This is a genomic window from Kribbella sp. NPDC020701 (assembly GCF_055562215.1).
The window spans coordinates 193607-214130 of sequence record NZ_JBVHFT010000008.1 but is presented as its reverse complement, the minus strand read 5'-3'; the positions used below and the strand labels follow the sequence as shown (position 1 = coordinate 214130).

At 68.9% G+C, this 20524-nt stretch carries 17 protein-coding genes; 9 read left to right on the top strand and 8 right to left on the bottom strand.

Annotated features, from left to right (window positions below; genetic code table 11):
• Positions 1–3: 3 nt before the first annotated feature.
• The 3 genes from xylB to ACZ3HV_RS20975 all read left to right on the top strand — a co-directional run bounded on the left by xylB (position 4) and on the right by ACZ3HV_RS20975 (position 2805).
• Positions 4–1428 (top strand): xylulokinase, encoded by a 1425-nt coding sequence (gene xylB / locus ACZ3HV_RS20985; protein ID WP_465686654.1) that lies wholly within the window; start codon positions 4–6, stop codon positions 1426–1428.
• 25 nt (positions 1429–1453) lie between these two features.
• Entirely contained in the window at positions 1454–2053 is a 600-nt protein-coding gene (locus ACZ3HV_RS20980; RefSeq protein ID WP_465686653.1) for a uridine kinase family protein, read from the top strand.
• 86 nt (positions 2054–2139) lie between these two features.
• Positions 2140–2805 (top strand): hypothetical protein, encoded by a 666-nt coding sequence (locus ACZ3HV_RS20975; RefSeq protein WP_465686652.1) that lies wholly within the window; start codon positions 2140–2142, stop codon positions 2803–2805.
• A 2-nt stretch (positions 2806–2807) separates the two neighbouring features.
• Here the strand turns inward: ACZ3HV_RS20975 and ACZ3HV_RS20970 are convergent, their stop codons facing one another.
• From ACZ3HV_RS20970 to ACZ3HV_RS20945, 6 genes are all read right to left on the bottom strand, one after another.
• On the bottom strand, positions 2808–4082 hold the full coding sequence (locus tag ACZ3HV_RS20970) for a thymidine phosphorylase (protein ID WP_465686651.1): 1275 nt from the start codon (positions 4080–4082) through the stop codon (positions 2808–2810).
• Complete coding sequence (locus ACZ3HV_RS20965) at positions 4082–4492, bottom strand: cytidine deaminase (protein ID WP_465686650.1); 411 nt, start codon at positions 4490–4492, stop codon at positions 4082–4084. The genes ACZ3HV_RS20970 and ACZ3HV_RS20965 overlap by 1 nt, the downstream gene beginning before the upstream one ends.
• Positions 4467–5750 (bottom strand): ABC transporter permease, encoded by a 1284-nt coding sequence (locus ACZ3HV_RS20960; protein ID WP_465686649.1) that lies wholly within the window; start codon positions 5748–5750, stop codon positions 4467–4469. The genes ACZ3HV_RS20965 and ACZ3HV_RS20960 overlap by 26 nt, the downstream gene beginning before the upstream one ends.
• Positions 5747–6952, bottom strand: a complete 1206-nt coding sequence (locus ACZ3HV_RS20955; protein WP_465686648.1) for an ABC transporter permease — start codon at positions 6950–6952, stop codon at positions 5747–5749. The genes ACZ3HV_RS20960 and ACZ3HV_RS20955 overlap by 4 nt, the downstream gene beginning before the upstream one ends.
• Positions 6953–8503, bottom strand: a complete 1551-nt coding sequence (locus ACZ3HV_RS20950) for an ABC transporter ATP-binding protein (protein ID WP_465686647.1) — start codon at positions 8501–8503, stop codon at positions 6953–6955.
• Positions 8504–8598: 95 nt separating this feature from the next.
• Positions 8599–9681, bottom strand: a complete 1083-nt coding sequence (locus tag ACZ3HV_RS20945) for a BMP family lipoprotein (RefSeq protein WP_465686646.1) — start codon at positions 9679–9681, stop codon at positions 8599–8601.
• Between the two features lie 296 nt (positions 9682–9977).
• Between ACZ3HV_RS20945 and ACZ3HV_RS20940 the strand changes: the two genes are divergently transcribed.
• A complete protein-coding gene (locus ACZ3HV_RS20940; protein WP_465686645.1) occupies positions 9978–11159 on the top strand; it encodes an amidohydrolase in 1182 nt (393 codons plus the stop codon).
• Positions 11160–11282: 123 nt separating this feature from the next.
• On the opposite strand, the gene ACZ3HV_RS20935 is transcribed toward ACZ3HV_RS20940, so the two are convergent.
• A complete protein-coding gene (locus ACZ3HV_RS20935; protein ID WP_465686644.1) occupies positions 11283–12050 on the bottom strand; it encodes a RibD family protein in 768 nt (255 codons plus the stop codon).
• Positions 12051–12276: 226 nt separating this feature from the next.
• Between ACZ3HV_RS20935 and ACZ3HV_RS20930 the strand changes: the two genes are divergently transcribed.
• A complete protein-coding gene (locus tag ACZ3HV_RS20930) occupies positions 12277–12561 on the top strand; it encodes a hypothetical protein (RefSeq protein WP_360363221.1) in 285 nt (94 codons plus the stop codon).
• Complete coding sequence (locus tag ACZ3HV_RS20925; protein WP_465686643.1) at positions 12558–12938, top strand: hypothetical protein; 381 nt, start codon at positions 12558–12560, stop codon at positions 12936–12938. Before ACZ3HV_RS20930 ends, ACZ3HV_RS20925 begins: the two co-directional genes overlap by 4 nt.
• Positions 12939–13100: 162 nt before the next feature.
• On the opposite strand, the gene ACZ3HV_RS20920 is transcribed toward ACZ3HV_RS20925, so the two are convergent.
• On the bottom strand, positions 13101–14681 hold the full coding sequence (locus ACZ3HV_RS20920) for an acyl-CoA mutase large subunit family protein (RefSeq protein WP_465686642.1): 1581 nt from the start codon (positions 14679–14681) through the stop codon (positions 13101–13103).
• Positions 14682–14854: 173 nt separating this feature from the next.
• Between ACZ3HV_RS20920 and ACZ3HV_RS20915 the strand changes: the two genes are divergently transcribed.
• The 3 genes from ACZ3HV_RS20915 (at position 14855) to ACZ3HV_RS20905 (ending at position 20485) form a co-directional block, all read left to right on the top strand.
• Entirely contained in the window at positions 14855–17950 is a 3096-nt protein-coding gene (locus ACZ3HV_RS20915; RefSeq protein WP_465686641.1) for a M14 family metallopeptidase, read from the top strand.
• 194 nt (positions 17951–18144) lie between these two features.
• The gene (locus tag ACZ3HV_RS20910; protein ID WP_465686640.1) at positions 18145–19269 is read left to right on the top strand and encodes a glycosyltransferase family 4 protein; all 1125 of its coding nucleotides are present in this window, start codon (positions 18145–18147) and stop codon (positions 19267–19269) included.
• A gap of 109 nt (positions 19270–19378) precedes the next feature.
• Complete coding sequence (locus tag ACZ3HV_RS20905; protein ID WP_465686639.1) at positions 19379–20485, top strand: glycosyltransferase; 1107 nt, start codon at positions 19379–19381, stop codon at positions 20483–20485.
• Positions 20486–20524: the final 39 nt, after the last annotated feature.

Here is a 20524-nt window from a genome sequence, read left to right as displayed (position 1 = left end):
GCCATGACTCAGCAGAGGTTGGTCGCCGGTGTGGACTGCTCCACCCAGGCGACCAAGGTCGTTGTGTGCGACGCCGAGACCGGAGCCGTACTGCGGGAGGGCCGGGCGCCGCACCCGGACGGGACCCAGGTGGACCCCGCCGAGTGGTGGAAGGCGTGGGAGATCGCGTCCGACGGACTGCTCGACGGGGTCGAGGCGATCTCGGTCGGCGGCCAGCAGCACGGCATGGTCCTGCTGGACGAGGCCGGCGAGGTCGTCCATCCGGCGGTGTTGTGGAACGACACCAGCTCGGCGGACGCGACGGTCGAGCTCGTCGACGAGCTCGGTGGCCCGGGCGCGTGGGCCGAGGCGGTCGGTTCGGTACCGGTGCCGTCGTTCACCGTGACCAAGTTGCGGTGGGTGCGTGACAAGGAGGCGGCTGCCCGCGCGGCGGCCGTCGTACTGCCGCACGACTGGATGACGCAGCGGCTGGCGGCCGATCGGCACGGCATCGAGGGCATCACCACCGACCGCGGCGACGCGTCCGGGACCGGCTGGTGGTCGCCGGCCACGAACAGCTACCGGCCGGACCTGGTCGAGCTCGCCTTCGGCCGGCAGCTCGCCCTGCCGCGCGTCGCCGGACCGGCCGAGGTCGTCGGGCAGACCGCGTTCGGCGCGGCCATCGCGGCGGGCACCGGAGACAACGCGGCGGCCGCGCTCGGCCTTGATCTGCAGCCGGGTGACGTGGCCGTCTCCCTCGGTACGAGTGGTACGGCGTTCGCCCGGTCGGCGCACCCGACCGCCGACCCGAGCGGCCTGGTGGCCGGCTTCGCCGACGCCACCGGCGAGTACCTGCCGCTGGTCTGCACCCTGAACGCCGCCCGGGTGCTGTCCGCCACCGCGGAGCTTCTCGGCCTCGACCTCGATGCGTTCAACGACGCCGCCCTGGCCTCCACCGGGAGCAACGGGCTGGTCCTGCTGCCCTACCTCGACGGTGAGCGCACACCCGACCTGCCCCATTCGACCGGCCTGATCTACGGCCTCACCCGTGCCACGATGCAGCCCGCGACGATGGCCCGCGCTGCCGTCGAAGGTTTGCTCTGCGGTCTCGCCGACGCGGTCGACGCGCTCCGCGCGCAAGGCCTGCCCGTCCAGCGGGTCCTCCTGCTCGGCGGCGCAGCCCGCTCACGCGCCGTCCAGGCGCTCGCTCCGGCCCTGCTGGGCGCCGAGGTCACGCTCCCCGAGCCGGCCGAGTACGTCGCGCTCGGGGCCGCCCGCCAGGCCGCCTGGGCACTCTCCGGCGCGGACACCCCGCCGACCTGGCAGGTCCCGGTCGGCAAGCCCGAGCCCTCGGTCATGACGGACGCGCAGGCAGCCCAGGTCCGGGCGCTGTACGAGCAGGTCCTGACCAACACCCGGCCCCTGCTGTCGGCGCCGTACCACCAGTAGCCGGGGCGAGTGTCAGAATGCTCCGGTGAGTTCACGGGTGGTGTTGCTGGCCGGGCCGTCGGGTGCGGGGAAGTCCCGGCTGGCCGAGCTGGTGGCCCTGCCCGTGGTCCGGTTGGACGACTTCTACCGCGACGGCGACGACGAGGCGATGCCGCGGTCGCCGCTCGGGATCGTGGACTGGGACGATCCCCGCTCGTGGGACGGCGACCGGGCGGTCGCGGCACTGGAGCAGCTGTGTACGACGGGTGCCGCGGAGCTGCCCGTCTACGACATCGCCGCCGACGGCACCGTCGGTCACCGGCCGGTCACCACCGGGCACTCTCCCCTGATCGTTGCCGAGGGCATCTTCGCCGACCAGATCACCGGTGCGCTTCGTGATCGCGGCCTGCTCGCTGCCGCGATCTGCGTCCGGCACCACCGCCTCGTCACGTTCGTCCGGCGTTTCCAGCGTGACCTGCGTGAGCGTCGCAAACCCCCGCTGACGCTGCTCCGCCGCGGCTTGCTGCTGCTCCGTGACGATCCCCAGGTGGTCCGCCGCTGCGTCGAAGCCGGCTGCGAACCCCTGCACCCCAAGGCCGCTCGCCGCCGCATCGAGACCCTTCTCACGCAGGCACGCTCGGGATAGTTAGCTTGGTGTTAACTTTTCTCTGATGACATCTGGTCCGGAGCCATCTGCGCTCTCGGGGGCGAGTGGCCGGACGGAGAAGAACCGTGACGCGGACTGCGCCAGGCGTTGCCGCTGTAGTGAGCCTGCTGTTGCTCGGCGTGACCTCCTGCGGGAACCACACCGGCACCTCGGCCGGCACCCTGCAGACGCCCGCCGCGAAGAAGTCGGCGCTGGCGGGTTCGGCGGACAAGGTGTCGCCGAAGGGCACACTGGCCGGCCTGGCCGTGCTCCCTCGCGGCTACGTCGACGACACACAGAACACCACGGGACCGTTCACCGCCACCGCCTTCCTGAACAGCTGGTCCGCCGAGCCCGCGATCGACCGGGCGCTGCTGCTGAACGCGAGCTTCGTCGAGGGCTACCGCGTGACCCGGCTCAGCCCGGACAAGAAGAAGCGCTTCACGCTCCAGCTGTTCAAGACCGGCTCCGTGGCCAAGGCCAGGAACCTGCAGCAAGGCTTCTGGGGCCAGGACACCCATGAGCGGTCCTTCGGCGTACCGGGCGCGCTCAGCGACGCCCAGGTCCAGTACGACGGCGGCGCGGGCCAGAACGTGGCCGTCGCCGAGGTCAGCTTCGTCGTCGGCGCCCTGGTCGCCGAGCTCAGCGTCCGCGAGACCGGCGCCCTCGGCACCAACCTCGAGCCCGACACCCACCTGCTCACCAACCTGGCCAAGCAGCAACGAGCCCGCCTCACCGCCACCTCCAGCTGACCTCAGCCGACGCGGTCGATCACCAACGGTCCTGGCTGGTACGACGTCGAGACGCCCACCGCGTCCGTCAGTGACTCCAGAGCTCGCTCGATGCGGGCAGGGTCATCGGTGTGCAGAGTGAGAAGCGGCTGCCCCTCGGAAACCTGGTCGCCCGGCTTCGCGTGCAGCTCCACACCGGCGACGGCAGACACCGGGTCCTCCTTGCGAGCCCGGCCGGCACCGAGGCGCCACGCGGCCACACCGACGGCGAGTGCGTCCAGTTTCGACAGCACCCCGGACGCGGGCGCGGGGACGACGTGTTGCTCGGGAGCGACCGGGAGTTCGGCGGCCGGGTCTCCGCCCTGGGCTGCGATCATCGTGCGCCAGACGTCCATCGCCGTACCGTCGCGGAGTTTCTCGGCCGGATCCACATCGGTGACACCCGCCGCGGCGAGCATCTCGGTGGCCAGGGCAACGGTCAGCTCGACCACGTCGGCGGGACCGCCGCCGGCCAGCACCTCGACGGACTCGCGAACCTCCAGCGCGTTCCCGGCGGTCAGGCCGAGCGGGACGGACATATCGGTGAGCAGGGCAACCGTCTTCACGCCGCCGTCGGTGCCCAGCGCAACCATGGTCTCGGCGAGCTCGCGGGCGTCGGCCAGGTCCTTCATGAACGCGCCGGAGCCGACCTTCACGTCCAGCACCAGCGCGCCGGTTCCCTCGGCGATCTTCTTGCTCATGATCGAGCTGGCGATCAGCGGGATCGCCTCGACCGTGCCGGTCACGTCCCGGAGCGCGTAGAGCTTCTTGTCGGCCGGCGCGAGCCCGTCACCGGCCGCGCAGATCACCGCCCCGACCTCGTCCAGCTGGCGCATCAGCTCGTCGTTCGAGAGCGCCGCCCGCCAGCCCGGGATCGACTCCAGCTTGTCCAGCGTGCCGCCGGTGTGACCGAGACCGCGACCGGACAGCTGCGGTACGGCGACCCCGCAGGCGGCCACCAAAGGGGCCAACGGCAACGTGATCTTGTCGCCGACACCGCCGGTCGAGTGCTTGTCCGCGGTCGGCCGGGACAGCTTGCCGAAGTCCATCCGCTCGCCGGACGCGATCATCGCCGCGGTCCAGCGGGCGATCTCGCGGCGGTTCATCCCGTTCAGCAGGATCGCCATCGCCAGTGCCGACATCTGCTCGTCCGCGACGTCGCCCTTGGTGTAGGCGTCGATGACCCAGTCGATCTGGCCGTCGCTCAGCTCACCCTGGTCCCGCTTGGTGCGGATCACGTCGACGGCGTCGAAGCTCATCAGTTCTCCAGATCGTCCGGCCCGAACGCGTCGGGCAACAACTCACGCAGCGGCCGGGGTCCGGTCGGCGTCTCGAGCAGCAGGCCGGGCCCGCCGTTCTCGTGCAGCAACTGCCGGCAGCGCCCGCACGGCGTCAGCAGATCACCGTGCCGATCCACACAGCTGAACGCGACCAGCCGCCCACCGCCGGATCGGTGCAGCTCGGACACCAATCCGCATTCCGCACACAGCGTCAACCCGTACGACGCGTTCTCCACGTTGCACCCGGCAACGATCCGGCCGTCGTCGACCACCGCCGCGGCCCCGACCGCGAACCCGGAGTACGGCGCGTAGGCGCGGCCCATCACCTCGAGGGCGACGGCGCGCAACGCCTTCCAGTCGATCTCATTCGGTGACGTAGGGCTCACCATCGGCCTTCGGGGCTCTGACCCGGCCGACCAGGCCGGCGACCGCGATGATCGTCGCGAGGTACGGCGCCATCAGCAGCAACTCGCCCGGGATCGGGGTCTGGATGATCTGCAGCTGCGACTGCAACTGGGTGGCGAAACCGAAGAACAGCGCGGCGACCATCGCGCCGATCGGGTGCCAGCGGCCCATGATCAGCGCGGCCAGCGCGATGAACCCGTTGCCGGCGGTCATCTCCTTGCTGAACGAACCGGCGTACCCGACCGTGAAGAAGGCGCCGCCGAGGCCGGCCAGCACGCCGCCCCACAGGACCGCGGAGTACCGCACCCGCTTGACCCTGATGCCGACCGTGTCGGCCGCCTTCGGGTGCTCGCCGACGGCGCGGACCCGCAGGCCCCACCGGGTCTGGAACAGCACGAAGGTGACGACCGCGACCGCGACGTAGGTCAGGTAGACCAGGATCGTCTGGTTGAACAGGATCGGTCCGATGAACGGAATGTCGCCCAGCAGCGGGATCTTCACCGCCGACAGCACGGTCGGAGTGTTCAGCCTCTCCGCGTCACTTTGCAGGAACTGGTCGAACAGGAAGCCGGTGATACCGGTCGCGAAGACCACCAGGACGACACCGAGGACGACCTGGTTGACCAGGTACTTGATCGAGAACACCGCGAGCAGCGCCGCCATCAGGACCCCGGTGACCGCGGCCGCGATCAGGGCTGCTGTCGCGCTCCCCGTCGTACTGGCGACTACTGCCGCGGTGAACGCGCCGACCAGGAACTGGCCCTCGATCGCGATGTTGATGACACCGGAGCGCTCGCACAGCACGCCGGAGAGCGCGCCGAGGATCAGCGGGGTGGCGAAGTTCAGCGTGCCCTGGAACTGGTTGGCCAGCGGGAAGGTCTTGCCCGCGGCCGCCCAGCACAGGAAGGAGCCGATGAAGCAGATCCCGAGCAGGGCGGCCAGGTAGCCGGAGTACGACTGCGGGACGCGGCGCAGCAGGTACGCCCCCGCGGCGATCACACCGAAGATCCCGAGAACCAGCGCGGTGAACTGCGCGGGGACGCCGAGCAGGTTGTTCTGCAGGTCGCCCGAGACCAGCTGGAACGTCGCCTTGCCACCCTTGGTGAAGATCGCCAGGCCGAGGCCGATCAGGGCGAACACCAGCATCACACCGCCGACCCGCAACCGCCGGGACCGGTCGGCCGGAGCCTCGATCGCCGCCGGCGCCGGCACCCGAACGGTGTCCGCAGTCGTCTCGCTCATCCGTTCCAGCCTTTCGCGAGGACCGGGCCTGTTCCACGTTCCTTCGGCAGGAACCGGAAGATCGAGCGCACCAGCGCCGGAGCCGCGACGAACAGCACGATCACGGCCTGCAGGACGGTCGTCAGGGTCAACGGCGTCTGGGTGATCAGCTGCATCTGCAGACCGCCCGCGTTCAGCGCGCCGAACAGCAATCCGGCCAGCACCGTGCCGAGCGGCGTACCGCGGCCGAGCAGCGCGACCGTGATCGCGTCGAACCCGACCGAGGCGGCGACGCCGTCGGTCAGTGGCAGGTCGGTGCCGAGCACCTGCTGGGTGCCGGCCAGACCGGCGAGCGCACCGGCCACGACCATCGCGATGATGTACGCGCGGCCGACCGACATCCCCGCGGTCCGCGAGGCATCGGCGTTCGCACCGACGGCGCGCAGCTCGAAGCCGATCGTGGACCGGTTCAGCAGCCACCAGACGAAGACCGCGGCGAGCAAGGAGAGGATGAAGCCCCCGTGCAGCCGGGTGTCGCCGAACTGCGGGTACTGCGCGTTCGAGTCGACGACCGGCGAGATCGGGTCGGTCCGCCCGGGCCGCCGGAAGGTCGTGGTCGTGAGCAACCACGCCAGCAGGTAGATGGCGACGTAGTTGAGCATGATCGTGACGATCACCTCGTGCGCGCCGGTCCGGGCCTTCAGCAGGCCGACGACGCCGCCCCAGATCGCACCACCGATCAGGCCGGCGAGGATCGCGACCAGGAGGTGGATCACCGGCGGCATGGGCCAGGCGAACCCGACGTACGCGGCGAGGATGGCGCCCATGATCAGCTGGCCCTGGGCACCGATGTTGAACAGCCCGGTGCGGAAGGCGAGCGAGACCGCGAGGCCGCCGCAGATCAGTGGAGTTGCCTGGGTCAACGATTCGGTGATCGCGGTGACCGAGCCGAACGCGCCGAGGGCGAGCGCCTTGTAGGCCTCACCGACGGCACTCGCGGCGGCCGAGATGGTGTCCATCGGCGCGGCGCCGAAGTACCCCATGGCGGTCTTCACCTGCTCGTCGCTGATGATGATCAGGATCGCGCCGACCACCAGGGCCAGCACGATCGCGCTCAGCGTGACCAGGCCCTGGACCACCCACGACGGCAGGCCGGCCCCCCGCGGTTCCTTGGCCGGAGCGGGCGCCGCCGGCGCCGGCTCGACCGGAGTTTCTGTGCTCATCTAGATGGTTCCCAACGTGGTCGGGTTCTCGATCGCGACGTCGTGCGCCTCGGACTTGGAGGCGCCGGCCATCATCAGGCCCAGTTCGTCGCGCGGGGTGTCGGCCGGTACGACGCCGACCACCTTGCCGCGGTACATCACCGCGACCCGGTCGGTCAGGGCCGCGATCTCGTCCAGTTCGGTGGACACGATCAGCACCGCGGTGCCGTTGTCGCGCTCCTTGACGATGCGGCTGTGCAGGAACTCGATCGAGCCGACGTCGACACCGCGGGTCGGCTGCGAGGCGACCAGCAGCTTCAGCGGCCGGGACAGCTCACGGGCCAGCACCACCTTCTGCTGGTTGCCGCCGGACAGCGACGACACCGGCAGGTCGATGCTCTGGGTGCGGATGTCGAACTCCTCCACCCGGGCGGTCGCGTTCTTCTCGATCTCGTCGGTCCGCAGCGCCAGCCGGTTGCCGAACGGCGCCCGCCGGAACAGGTCCAGGATCAGGTTCTCGGCGACCGTGAACGAGCTGACGAAGCCGTCGTGGGCGCGGTCCTCCGGGACGTACCCGATGCCGGCGTCCAGCCGGTGCCGCGTCGACGTACCGGTCAGGTCGTTGCCGTCGAGCGAGATCTTGCCGGCCGCGATCGGCGTCAGCCCGAGCAGTGCCTCGGCGAGCTCGGTCTGACCGTTGCCCTGGACACCGGCCACCGCGAGGATCTCGCCGGCCCGGACCTCCAGGTCCACGTTGTCGACGGCGGTGAAACCACGCTCGTCGATCACCGTCAGGCCCTCGACCCGCAGGACGACGTCCTTCGGCTGGGCCGGTTCCTTGTCGACGACCAGGTCGACCGCGCGGCCGACCATCAGCTCGGCGAGCTCTTCCTCGCTGGCCGTGGGCGCGGCGTCGCCGACCACCTTGCCGCGCCGGATCACGGTGATCTTGTCCGCGATCGCCTTGACCTCTTTGAGCTTGTGGGTGATGAAGACGATCGACGTGCCGCTCTCCTTGAGCTGACGCATCACGCCGATCAGCTCGTCGATCTCGGCCGGGGTGAGCACCGCGGTCGGCTCGTCCAGGATCAGCACGCTGGCGTCGTTGGTGAGCGCCTTGATGATCTCCACCCGCTGCTGCACACCGACCGGGATGTTCTCCACCAGCGCCTCGGGGTCGACCTCGAAGCCGTACCGGTCGGACATCTCGGTGACCAGGGCGTGCGCCTTCTTGCGGTCCAGCACGCCGCCGGGGTGGGTGTTCTCCCGGCCGAGCATGATGTTCTCGGCCACGGTGAACACCGGGACCAGCATGAAGTGCTGATGGACCATGCCGATGCCGTGCTTGATCGCGTCGCTCGGCGAGGTGATCCGCACCTTCTCGCCGTCGATCACGATCTCACCGGAGTCGGGCTGCAGCAGCCCGTAGAGCATGTTCATCAGCGTGCTCTTGCCGGCCCCGTTCTCACCGAGCAGGCAATGGATCTCACCCGGCTCGATCACCAGGTCGATGTGGTCGTTGGCGACCAGCGAGCCGAAGCTCTTGGTCAGGCCGGACAGCTCGAGATGCATGCGGGCAGCCTTCCCTCTCAGACGGAGAGCCAGGAAGGCGCGACCTGTAGGTCTGCCTTCCTGGCTCGCACCGTACTACGCGATGTCGCCGTGACTCAGGACGCCGTCGGCTGTGCCTTCGACTGGACCTTGATCTTGCCGCTGATGATGTCGGCCTTGATCTGATCCAGCTCCTTCTTCGTGTCGGCCGAGACCTTGCTGTCGAAGTCGTGGAACGGGGCCAGCGACGTACCGCCGTTGTCCAGCGTGCCGGTGAACTGGGTGTTGTCGAACTTGTTGTCGACGACGGAGACGATCGCGTCCTTGACGGCGACGTCCATCCCCTTCTGCACACTCGACATCAGCACCGGGCAGTACTCCGCCGCGCTCACGCAGCCGTCGGTGTCGACCCAGATCGCGTTGACCTTGCCGTTGCTGGCCTTGGCCGCCTGCAGACCGCCCAGACCGGCCGGGCCGGCCACCGGGAAGAGGACGTCGGCGCCCTGGGTGATCAGGTTCTGCGCGTTCGTCTGGCCCTTGGCCTTGTCCTCGAAGTCGTTCGTGAACAGACCAGTCTGCTTGGCGTCATCCCAGCCGAGCACCTGGACGTTCTTGCCCTTCTGCGTGTTGTAGTACTTCACGCCCTCGGCGAAGCCGTCCATGAAGATCGTCACGGTCGGGATCTTGATGCCGCCGAACGTACCGACCTTGCCGGACTGGCTCATCGCCGCGGCCAGGTAACCGGCCTGGAAGCTGGACTGCGCGGTGTTGAACAGCAGCGGCTTCAGGTTCGGGAGCTCCTTGCCCGGGGCCGGGGCCGAGTCGACGATCGCGAACTTGATGTCCGGGTTCGCCTTGGCGGCCGCCTCGGTGGCGTCCTCGAGCTTGAAGCCGACGGCGACGATGACGTTGCACTTGGCGTTGACCATCGCGGTCATGTTCGTCGGGTAGTCGTTGTCGGATTTCGACTCCGCCTTGACCTCGGTCAGGCCCTTCTCCTTGACGGCGTCCTGCAGACCCTTGTACGAGGTCTGGTTGAACGACTTGTCGTCGAAGCCTCCGGAGTCGGAGACCATGCAGGCCTTGAAGTCCTTGTTGGCGCTGCCGCCTGCGTTCTCCTCGGTCGGCTTACTGCCACAAGCAGCGACGGCGAGCGTCAGTACGCCCACGATCGCAGTTCCCCGCACGTACTTCTTCACCGGACGTCTCCTTCGTCGACCACATTGTCTGCCCGGCACGCCTGCCCCCACGTGCCGCATCCGCAGACTATAGGGCGCGGTCCGTCCTTCTTTGAACGTCAAGAGGGCCTCGATACCGGAAAGTGACCGGCACTTTCGTCACATTTCGACAACTCCTCCTGTGTGGTCACGCCCCGCACCACGGGGGTCACTGTCAGCACGCTCCGTGGTTTCATTTACAGTCTGTGATCATCACACTGGGTGACCGGCGGGGTGCACCGTGCTCGGAGGTGGTTGCGGGATGAAACAATCGCCGGATGAGTCATCAGTTGCTGGTCGCGGACGTCCTGGCGCGGGTCGAGGCGGTACGCGAGGAGACGGTCGAGGTACGACGCGACCTGCACGCCCATCCGGAGCTCGGCTGGCACGAGGTCCGTACGACGGAAGCCCTCGAGCGGAGACTGGTCGAGGCCGGGCTGTCACCGCGGGTGTTGCCGACCGGGACCGGACTCATCTGTGACATCGGCTCCGGCGACACGTGTGTCGCGCTGCGGGCCGACATCGACGCACTGCCCGTACCGGACGCGGTCGAGGCGCCATGGCGGTCGACCATCGACGGAGTCGCGCACGCTTGCGGTCACGACGTGCACACCTCGGCTCTGCTCGGCGCGGGGCTCGTGCTGGCGGGGATGGCGCGCGACGGGCAGCTGGACCGGCGGGTGCGGCTGATCTTCCAGCCGGCGGAGGAGGTGATGCCGGGCGGAGCCCTTGGCGTCATCGCGGCCGGCGGACTCGACGGGGTCCGCCGTATTTATGGGCTGCACTGTGACCCGCGGCTGCAGGTCGGCCAGGTCGGCCTGCGCACCGGCGCGCTGACCGCGGCCGCCGACCGGATCCTGGTCCGGCTGACCGGGCCGGGCGGTCACACGTCCCGCCCGCACCTGACCGGCGACCTCGTCTACGCGCTCGCCAATCTCGTCGCCGAGCTCCCCGCCGCCCTGTCCCGGCGGGTCGACCCGCGGGCTGGCATGTCGCTGGTCTGGGGCCGCATCACGTCAGGCTCCGCCGCCAACGCGATCCCCGCCCGCGGCGAGGCGGAAGGCACACTGCGCTGCCTCGACGTCAGCGCGTGGCGCCTGGCCGCGGAACTCATCCCCACGCTGGCGTCTCAGCTCGTCGCGCCGTACGGCCTCGAGGTCGACACCGAGGTCACCCACGGCGTCCCCCCGGTGATGAACGACGCCGCCGCGATCGACGTACTCCACAACGCCGTCCACCAGACCCTCGGCGCCGGCGCCATCGCCCCCACCGACCAGTCCCTCGGCGGCGAAGACTTCGCCTGGTACCTGGAACACGTCCCCGGCGCCATGGCCCGCCTAGGAGTCCGCCCACCCAGCCAGGACACCGCCGCAGACCTCCACACCCCCGGCTTCGACCCCTCCGAGGAATCCATCCCCCTAGGCACCACAATCCTCACCTCAACCGCCCTCCTGGACTGAAACACACCGCCCGGCGAAAGGACACCACTCCGCGGCGACCGCCTTGTTGCCGCCTTCGGCGGGGTGCGCAGATCCAGCAGCCAGCCAGAGAGTCAAAGACTCAAAACGCTGTCGGAGAAGAGGTCAGCTGTGCGTTACGGCGTAGTGGAGGCGAACGGTGCCGCCGGTGTCTGTGTGCGCCGAGAGCAACTGCAGTCGGGTCGGGGACTCGCCTACGGCAAGAGGTGGCCCGTCCATGACCGACGGCGTTCCGAGGCCGCCGATCAGAGCTGGCGCCAGCGTGAGGTGCAGCTCGTCGATCAGACCTGCCCGCAGCAACGCACCGTTGAGGCCGCCACCGGCGGCCGACAGGACGCAGCTGATGCCGAGCTCGGTGCCCATCGCGGCCAGCCCCTGCGCCAGGTCGACCCGCTCGTCGCCGACGACGAGATAGCAGATGCGTTCCCGGCGGAGATAGCCGAGATAGTCCGCCGGGGTCGACCGCGCCACCAGGACCAGCGCGTCCCAGTCCTCATGGTTCTCGGTCCAGCGCACTCTTCCGCGGCTGTCGACGACGGTGAACCACATGCGCGGTGGCGATGGTAGTCCGGTGATGTCAGGTGGAAGGAAGTGTTGGTAGAGCCCGGCCGTGTCACCGTTGACGGCGGGCAGTTCCTCCGGAATCTCGTCCTCGGACACGAGGCTGCCGCTGCCCTCCAGGATGGCGTTGCAGCCGTACTGCTGCCTGACCACCTCGATGACGTCGATCGCGACCGAATCGGCGGCGCGCGGTGTCATCTGAGCCCACAGATCCGAACTTGGCTGATGCATCAAGAGCGCATCTCGGGCGAGCGCGACCTTCCCGTCGACACTGGCCCCCACGCTGACCACCACACGCGGTCGCTTCTGCATCACAGCCTCCTCCGGTTCGCTGGACGGCGGACACCAGCTCTACCAGCGGCCACCGACAAGCCGGCAAGGCTGCCGTAGGGCTCAGCCCGAGGAGGACCCGCATCGGACCGTTCCGAACTTGTCCACAGGAGGTCGCACGTGTGGTTGCCCGGGACCACCTGCTCAGGCAGGCTGACGCCACGAACAGCTGCTGCGGATGCTGGTGGGATCAGAGTAGGATGATGGTGTGACAGAGAAAGACAAGCTCTCGGTGACGGTCGACCATGAGGTCGTGGAGGCCGCGCGGGTTGCGGTCTCTTCGGGGCGGGTCGGCAGTGTGAGCGCCTGGGTGAACGAGGCTTTGCACCGGCAGATGGATCACGAGCGGAGGCTCCAAGGACTCGACCGCTTCCTGGCTGCCTACGAATCCGAGCACGGGGCGATCGGCGAAGAGGAAATGGCGGAGGCCGTGCGCTCGACCCGAGCGGCGGCGATCGTTGTCCGGGGCAAGCGTTCGCACGGCGCCGCATGACGCTGATCCTCGACGCGGGCGCGTTCGTCGCAGGTGAGCGTCGCGACCGGACACTCATGGCTCTCCTCAAAGCCGAACTGTTGGCCGGCCGTACGCCGGTGACCCACGGCGGTGTCGTCGGTCAGGTCTGGCGCGGAGGTTCCGGTCGTCAGGCACCGATAGCTCAACTGCTCGACGGCGTCGAGGTCGAGCCGCTGGACGCCAACCTCGGCCGGAAGGCCGGCGTACTGCTGAAGCTCACCGGCGGGCGAGATGTGATCGACGCAGCAGTGATCCTGCTGGCGCGCGACGGCGATCTCGTCCTCACCTCCGACCCCGCCGACCTCACCGCACTCGCAGCCGAGGCAGACATCCACCTGGATCTTGCTGTTGTCTGATCAGGTGTCGGCGGGCATGTAGATGCCCCAGACAGCCGCCGCGCGAGGCTTGGCTTCACTTGCGCACCACAGCACCTGGCGCCGCCCACCTCGGACCGACGACGGCTCCGCGCAACGGGCCGAAGGCGGCAACGGGGCAGCCGCCGCGCAGCGGTGTCCTTTTCAAAAGGTGTCGGCGGGGATGTAGTTGCCCCAGACTTCGCGGAGGGTGTTGGAGACTTCGCCTACGGTGGCTCGGGCTTTTAGGGCTTGTTTCATGGAGTAGAGGCAGTTGTCGGTGCCCTCCGCGGCCTTCTTCAGGGCGGCTAGGGCTTCGTTTACGGCGGCCTGGTCTCGGGCGGCTCGGAGAGTCGTGAGGCGGTCTACTTGCTGGGCTTCGATGGCGGGGTCTACGCGGAGGGGCTCGTAGGGTTCTTCGGCGGAGATCTTGAACTTGTTCATGCCGACGACGACCCGCTCGGCCGCATCGATTTCCTGAGCGATGCGGTAGGCGGACCGCTCGATCTCTTGTTTCTGGAAGCCCTTCTCGATCGCGGCGACGGCACCGCCGTACTCCTCGACCTGGTCCATCAGCTCGACCGCGGCGGCTTCGACCTCGTCGGTGAGGGACTCGACCACATATGAACCCGCGAAGGGGTCGACGGTCGCGGTGATGTCGGTCTCGTAGGCGAGGACCTGTTGCGTGCGGAGGGCCAGGCGGGCGGCCTTCTCGGTGGGGAGCGCGATCGCCTCGTCGTACGAGTTCGTGTGCAGCGACTGCGTCCCACCCAGCACGGCGGCCAGCCCCTGGATCGCAACGCGGACGAGATTGACCTCCGGCTGCTGCGCCGTCAACTGCACGCCGGCCGTCTGCGTGTGGAACCGCAGCATCAGCGACTTAGGATTCTTGGCACCGAAGGAGTCCCGCATCACCCGCGCCCAGATCCGCCGCGCCGCCCGGAACTTCGCCACCTCTTCCAGCAGCGTCGTACGAGCGACGAAGAAGAACGACAGCCGCGGCGCGAACTTGTCCACGTCGAGCCCGGCCGCGACCGCGGCCCGGACGTACTCGATCCCGTTCGCCAGCGTGAACGCGATCTCCTGCGCGGGCGTCGCCCCGGCCTCGGCCATGTGGTAGCCGGAGATCGAGATCGTGTTCCAGCGCGGCAATTCCGCCTGGCAGTACGCGAAGATGTCGCTGATCAGCCGCAGCGACTCCTTCGGCGGATAGATGTAGGTGCCGCGGGCGATGTACTCCTTGAGTACGTCGTTCTGGATCGTCCCGGTGAGCTTGTCACCGGCGACCCCCTGCTCCTCGGCCACCAGTTGGTACAGCAGCAACAGCACCGAGCCCGGCGCGTTGATCGTCATCGAGGTGGACACCTGGTCCAGCGGGATCTTGTCGAACAGCACCCGCATGTCGTCGATCGAGTCGATCGCCACTCCGACCTTGCCGACCTCGCCGTGCGCGATCGGCGCGTCGGAGTCGTACCCCATCTGGGTGGGCAGGTCGAACGCGACCGACAGGCCCATGGTGCCGTGGTCGATCAGCTGGTGGTACCGCTGGTTCGACTCCGCCGCCGTACCGAATCCGGCGTACTGGCGCATGGTCCACGGCCGCTGGGTGTACATCGTCGGGTACACGCCGCGGGTGAACGGGAACTCCCCCGGCGCACCCAGCTTCTCGTCCGGCTCGAACCCGTCCAGTGCCTCGGCCCCGTACACCGGCGCGAACTCGAACCCCGACTCACTCCGATGACTCATCCCCCAACGGTAGGCCGAACCACACCCGCACTGGTATGACCAGCCGGGTGAGATCCAGCACGCCGTGTGACCGGCCACACTCGGCACGCATCAACCTGGTCGCGAGCTGTTGACTTGTGACCTGGGTCACAGGACGCTTCGACAGTATGCACCGTCGACCGGGGAGGGGCGACATGCGTAGATCTCCTGTTCTCATCGCTGTACTGGCCGTCGTGGCGGGGGCACTGGCCGCGGGACCGGCGGCGACCGCCGCACCAGGGCAAGGGGGTGACGGCCTGGAGGTCTACGTCGGCGAACTGGACGCGCAACAGCTGCAGAAGCTCGCGGACATCGGCGTGGACCGCGACGAGGTGATCACCGGCGAGAAGGCGGCCAGCGGCAAGTCCAAGGTCGAGGTCGTCATCACCGACCGGCAGGCCGACAAACTCCGTTCCGACGGCGTCGACCTGAAGGTCAAGAAGGTGAAGGGCCGCGACGCCTCCGACGAGGCCGCCCGGCTCGCGCTGGCCGGCCCGACGGTGTTCCGCCCGTACAGCGGGGCCGGCGGCCTCGCGGAGGAGCTGGGCACGACCGCGGCCGCGCATCCGGATCTGGTCAAGCTGGTCCGGATCGGTACGACGGTCCAGGGCAAGCCGATGCTCGCCGTCAAGGTGACCAAGAACGCCCGCCAACTCAAGGACGGCACGCGTACGTCGGTGCTCTACATGGGCGCCCAGCACGCGCGTGAGTGGATCACCCCAGAGATGGTGCGCCGGCTGATGCACCAGGTGATCGACAACTACGGCAGCAACGCCGAGATCACCAATCTGCTCGACACCACCGAGCTGTGGTTCCTGCCGGTGGCCAACCCCGACGGCTACGACTACACGTTCACCGGGGACCGGCTGTGGCGCAAGAACCTGCGCGACAACAACGGTGACGGCGCCATCGCCCCCGGCGACGGTGTCGACCTGAACCGCAACCTCGCGACCAAGTGGGGCTACGACAACGAGGGTTCGTCCCCCGATCCGAACAGCGACACCTACCGCGGCACCGGCCCGAACTCCGAGCCGGAGACCAAGGCTCTCGACGGCCTGTTCCGGCAGATCCGCTTCACCGAGATGATCAACTACCACTCGGCCGCGGAGCTCATCCTGTACGGCGTCGGCTGGCAGGTGAGCACTCCCTCGCCGGACGACGTGATCTCCGCGGCGATGGCCGGCGACGACGCGAATCCCGCGGTGCCCGGCTACGACCCGGACATCTCCGCCGAGCTCTACACCACCAATGGCGAGACCGACGGACACGCGACGAACAAGTACGGCACGCTCGCCTTCACGCCGGAGATGTCGACCTGCCAGACCGCGTCGGCCGTCGATCCAGGAGACCAGTGGCTGCCCGAGGACTGCGTCAGCGTCTTCACCTTCCCCGACGACGAGGGCCTGATCCAGGCCGAGTTCGCCAAGAACGTCCGGTTCGCCTTGTCGGTCGCGAAGTCCGCCCACGATCCCGACGATCCGGTCTCCGCGGTCGGCCAGAAGGCCGCCGACCTGGTCGCCGACCCGTTCGAGGTCTCGTACGGCACCACCCAGCCGGTCGCGGTGACGGCCAAGCGGGCCTTGAAGGACCTGCAGCTCAACTACAAGGTCAACGGCGGTCGCACCGTCACCGACAAGGTGTCGGAGTGGAACGGCGGTGAGCGGTACGGCAACAGCGACGACCACTACTACGCCGAGTTCCGCGGGACAGTACGCGGTACCAAGCCCGGCGACTCGGTCGAGGTGTGGTTCAGCGGCGTCAAGCCGGGGACCGGACCGGTCGCCAGCGATCACTTCACCTACAAGGTTTCCACCGACATCGGCGGGAAGGTGCTGATCCTCGCCGCCGAGGACGTCACCGGGATCAGCCCGGCCCAGGGCGTCACGACCGCCAAGTACGCCGACGAGTACGCCGCCACACTCACCGCGGCCGGGATCTCTTCCGACGTGTACGACGTGGACGCGAACAACCGGACCGCGCCACACCACCTGGGCGTGCTGTCCCACTACAAGGCCGTCGTGTGGGAGACCGGCGACGACATCATCACGCGGGAGGCCGGCCAGGTCCCAGGGACAGCGGCCGAACTGGCGCTCGACCTCGAACTGTCCGTCCGTGACTACCTCAACGAGGGCGGCAAGCTGCTCTACACGGGCAAGTACGCCGCGTTCGCGAGCAGCGCGGACGGCGCGTACTTCTACAACCCGTTCGAGGAGCAGCAGGGCGAGTGCACGACGCCTAACCAATACCCCTGCCTCCCACTGCTGAACGACTTCGAGCAGTACTGGCTGGGTGCCTACAGCTACGTCGACAACAGCGGCAGCGACGTCAACGGGGACCCGGTCCCGATCCGCGGGGAAAGCGGTGCTTTCAACGGGTTCGCCGCGACCCTCAACGGCGGCGACTCGGCGAACAACCAGAACCACACAGCGGCGTTCGTACTGACCTCGAGTGTGTTGCCGAGCGCCCAGTTCCCGCAGTTCGCGAGCTCGGCGCCACTGAAGTGGAACCGGCCTGGAGGTGCGCCGTTCGAGCCGTTCACCGGTTCGCAGTACGTGTACAGCCAGCGCGCGGACATCAGCTACAAGCGGCTGCTCCGGACCGTGGACCTCACCGGAGCGACGTCCGGTTCGCTGTCGTTCAAGTTCTCCTACGACACCGAGGCGGACTGGGACTTCGTGTTCGTCGAGGCCCACACCGTCGGACAGGACGACTGGACGACGCTGCCGGACAGGAACGGCCACACGGCGCAAGACACCGGCCAGAGCTGTCCGGCCGGCTGGGTGGCGGATCTGCATCCGCAACTGGCGCACTACCAGGGCACGGACTGCTCACCGACCGGCACCACCGGAAGCTGGAACGCGTCATCCGGATCCAGCGCGGGCTGGCAGGACTGGAGCATCGACCTGACGCCGTACGCCGGCAAGCAGGTCGAGCTCTCGATCAGCTACGTCAGTGACTGGGGCACGCAGGGCCTTGGTGCGTTCGTCGACGACACCACGGTCACCGGCGCCACCACCGAGCAGACCTCGTTCGAGACCGACTTCGGTGGCTGGACGGTGGCCGGTCCGCCGCCTGGCTCGGCGGCGAACCCGAACGACTGGATCCGCACGACCACCGCCTTCACCGAGGGCGCCGGCGTCACCACGACAGACACGGTGTACGTCGGGTTCGGAGCCGAAGGCCTGACCACACAGGCGATGCGGACCGACCTGGTCCGTCGCTCGATGGTGCACCTGTTCGGATCGCCGTAACCAGACCACCGGCAACCCCGATCACCACCTGGATCGGGGTTGCCGGTGAACCTGAAGTGAACACGAAGTTTGGCGGGGCCGGGATGCCGGTCACCTGACGGCCATCCACCGGCCCCGGACCCGTCGACAGGGCATCCACGCGGGGTCACGAGAGTGTCGCCGAGGGTTCATGCGCGGTGGGGAACCTCCGAGGTGTGCGCATCGTGATGGTGGCTGAGACCTTCCTGCCGCAGATCAATGGCGTGGCGAACACGGCTCGCCACGTCGCCGATCGGCTGCGTGCCCGCGGGCACGAACTGCTGATCATTGCCCCCGGCCCCGGCCCGGACAGCTACGGCGACGTCGCGGTGATCCGCGCCCGCAGCTTCCGGACGCCCGGCTACAAGGAGTTCCCGGTCGGCCTGCCCGATCCGTCGATCGAGCGGGCGATGGCCGACTTCGAGCCGGACCTGGTCCATCTCGCCTCGCCGTTCATCATCGGCGCCTACGGGCTGCGGGCCGCGCGCCGGCTCGGGCTGCCGACGGTGGCGATCTTCCAGACCGACATCGCCGGGTTCGCCCGCCAGTACCCCTGGTTCGCCGCCGCGGACCGCGGGATCTGGCGCTGGGTACGGCGTACGCACTCGCGGGCCGATCGCACACTCGCACCGTCGACCGCGTCGGTGGAGGCGCTCGTCCAGGGCGGCGTACCCCGGGTCCACCTGTGGGGGCGCGGCGTGAACCTGGATCTGTTCGATCCCCGGCACCGCAACGAGAGCTGGCGCCGGGAGATCTCTCCGGACGGCAGGCCGATCGTCGGGTACGTCGGCCGCCTGGCCGCGGAGAAGAAGGTCCGCCGGCTCGCCGAGCTGACCGGCCTGGGCTGCCGGATCGTCATCGTCGGCGACGGCCCGGACCGCGCGTCGCTGGAGCACACGTTGCCCGGCGCAACCTTCCTCGGGATGCGCCGGGGTGCCGATCTGGCCTCGATCTTCGCCGGCCTGGACGTCTTCGTGCACACGGGGGAACACGAGACGTTCTGCCAGACGATCCAGGAGGCGCAGGCGTCCGGCGTCGCGACCGTCGGCCCGGCTGCGGGCGGCCCGCTCGACCTGATCCGCCCGGGCGAGAACGGCCTGCTGTTCGAGCCGGGTCAGCCCGGATCGCTGCGGCAGGCGGTCAAGACCCTGCTCGACCACCCGACGGCCCGGAGCCGGATGGCCGCCGCCGGCCTGGAACGCGTGCAGTCGCGAACCTGGCCGGCGGTGGTCGACGACCTGGTCGACCGCCACTACGCCGAGGTCCTCCGCGAGGCAGCCGCCGTACGGCGGGTCGCATGACAGTACTTCTGGCCGGGCCTCCGGCGCCGGCGGGGTCATGGGGCTTTAACTCCCGGCCTTCCCTCGTCGCTCCAGTCGCTGCGCTCCTCAGTCCAGGCCGGGAGGCCCCATGACCCAATTGCGGATCGCTCAGTTGGCCAACTTCGTCGGGCCTACGTCGGGAGGGATGCGGACCGCGATCGAGCATGTCGGTCAGGGGTACGTCGAAGCCGGCGCAGAGCGGATCGTGATCACGCCGGGCGAACGGGACGTGGTGATCGAGACCGAGTTCGGCACGGTGGTCCGGATGAAGGCCCCGAAGGTCGGCGGCGGCTACCGGCTGATCACCGATCCCTGGAAGGTGATCGAGACCCTCGAACGCTTCCGGCCGACGACCGTGGAGATCTCGGACAAGTCGACGTTGCTGCCCGTGGCCCGGTGGGCGCGCAGGAACGACATCGGCTCGGTCCTGTTCAGCCACGAGCGCCTGGACGCGATGCTGTCCTTGCGCACCGGCCGGCAACTCGGCGTCGCGGCCGGAGTCGGAGCGCTCTACAAACTCCTCAGCCGGACGTACGACGCCGTCGTGGTGACGTCTCGCTACGCGGCGGCCGAGTTCGACGAGGTGACCACGCCGCTGGTCCGGATCCCGCTCGGCGTCGACCTGGACACCTTCCACCCGTCACTCGCCGAGCCGGTGGACGACGGCGTACTCAAGCTGGTGCACGCCGGCCGGCTGTCCCGCGAGAAGAGCCCGCACCTGGCGGTCGCCACGGCCGCCGAGCTCTACCGCCGCGGCGTCAATCTGCGGATGGACGTCTACGGCACGGGCCCGCATCTCGACGAGCTCCTCGAGATCGCCGGCTCCGCGCCGGTGACCTTCCACGGGTACGTCGACGGCCGCCGGACGCTGGCCACGCACCTGGCCGAGGCCGACATCGCCCTGTCCGTGTGCCCGGGCGAAACCTTCGGCCTGGCCGTCTTGGAAGCCCTGGCCGCCGGCACTCCGGTCGTCACCGCGAACACCGGTGGTGCACGCGAACTCGTCGACGAAACCTGCGGCCGCTGGGCACCGGCCAACCCAGGCGCCCTGGCGAACGCCGTACTGGCCCTCGCCCAGCTCCCCGGCCGCAGAGCCGCGGCCCGCCGCCGGGCCGAGCTCTACGACTGGAACTCCTGCATCCGCCACATGCTCGCCCTCCACACCCGCCTCGCCGAGGGCCGCCTCGCGGCCTGATTGCACAAAGCTGCAACAGACTTGCGGTCTGGTCCGTTT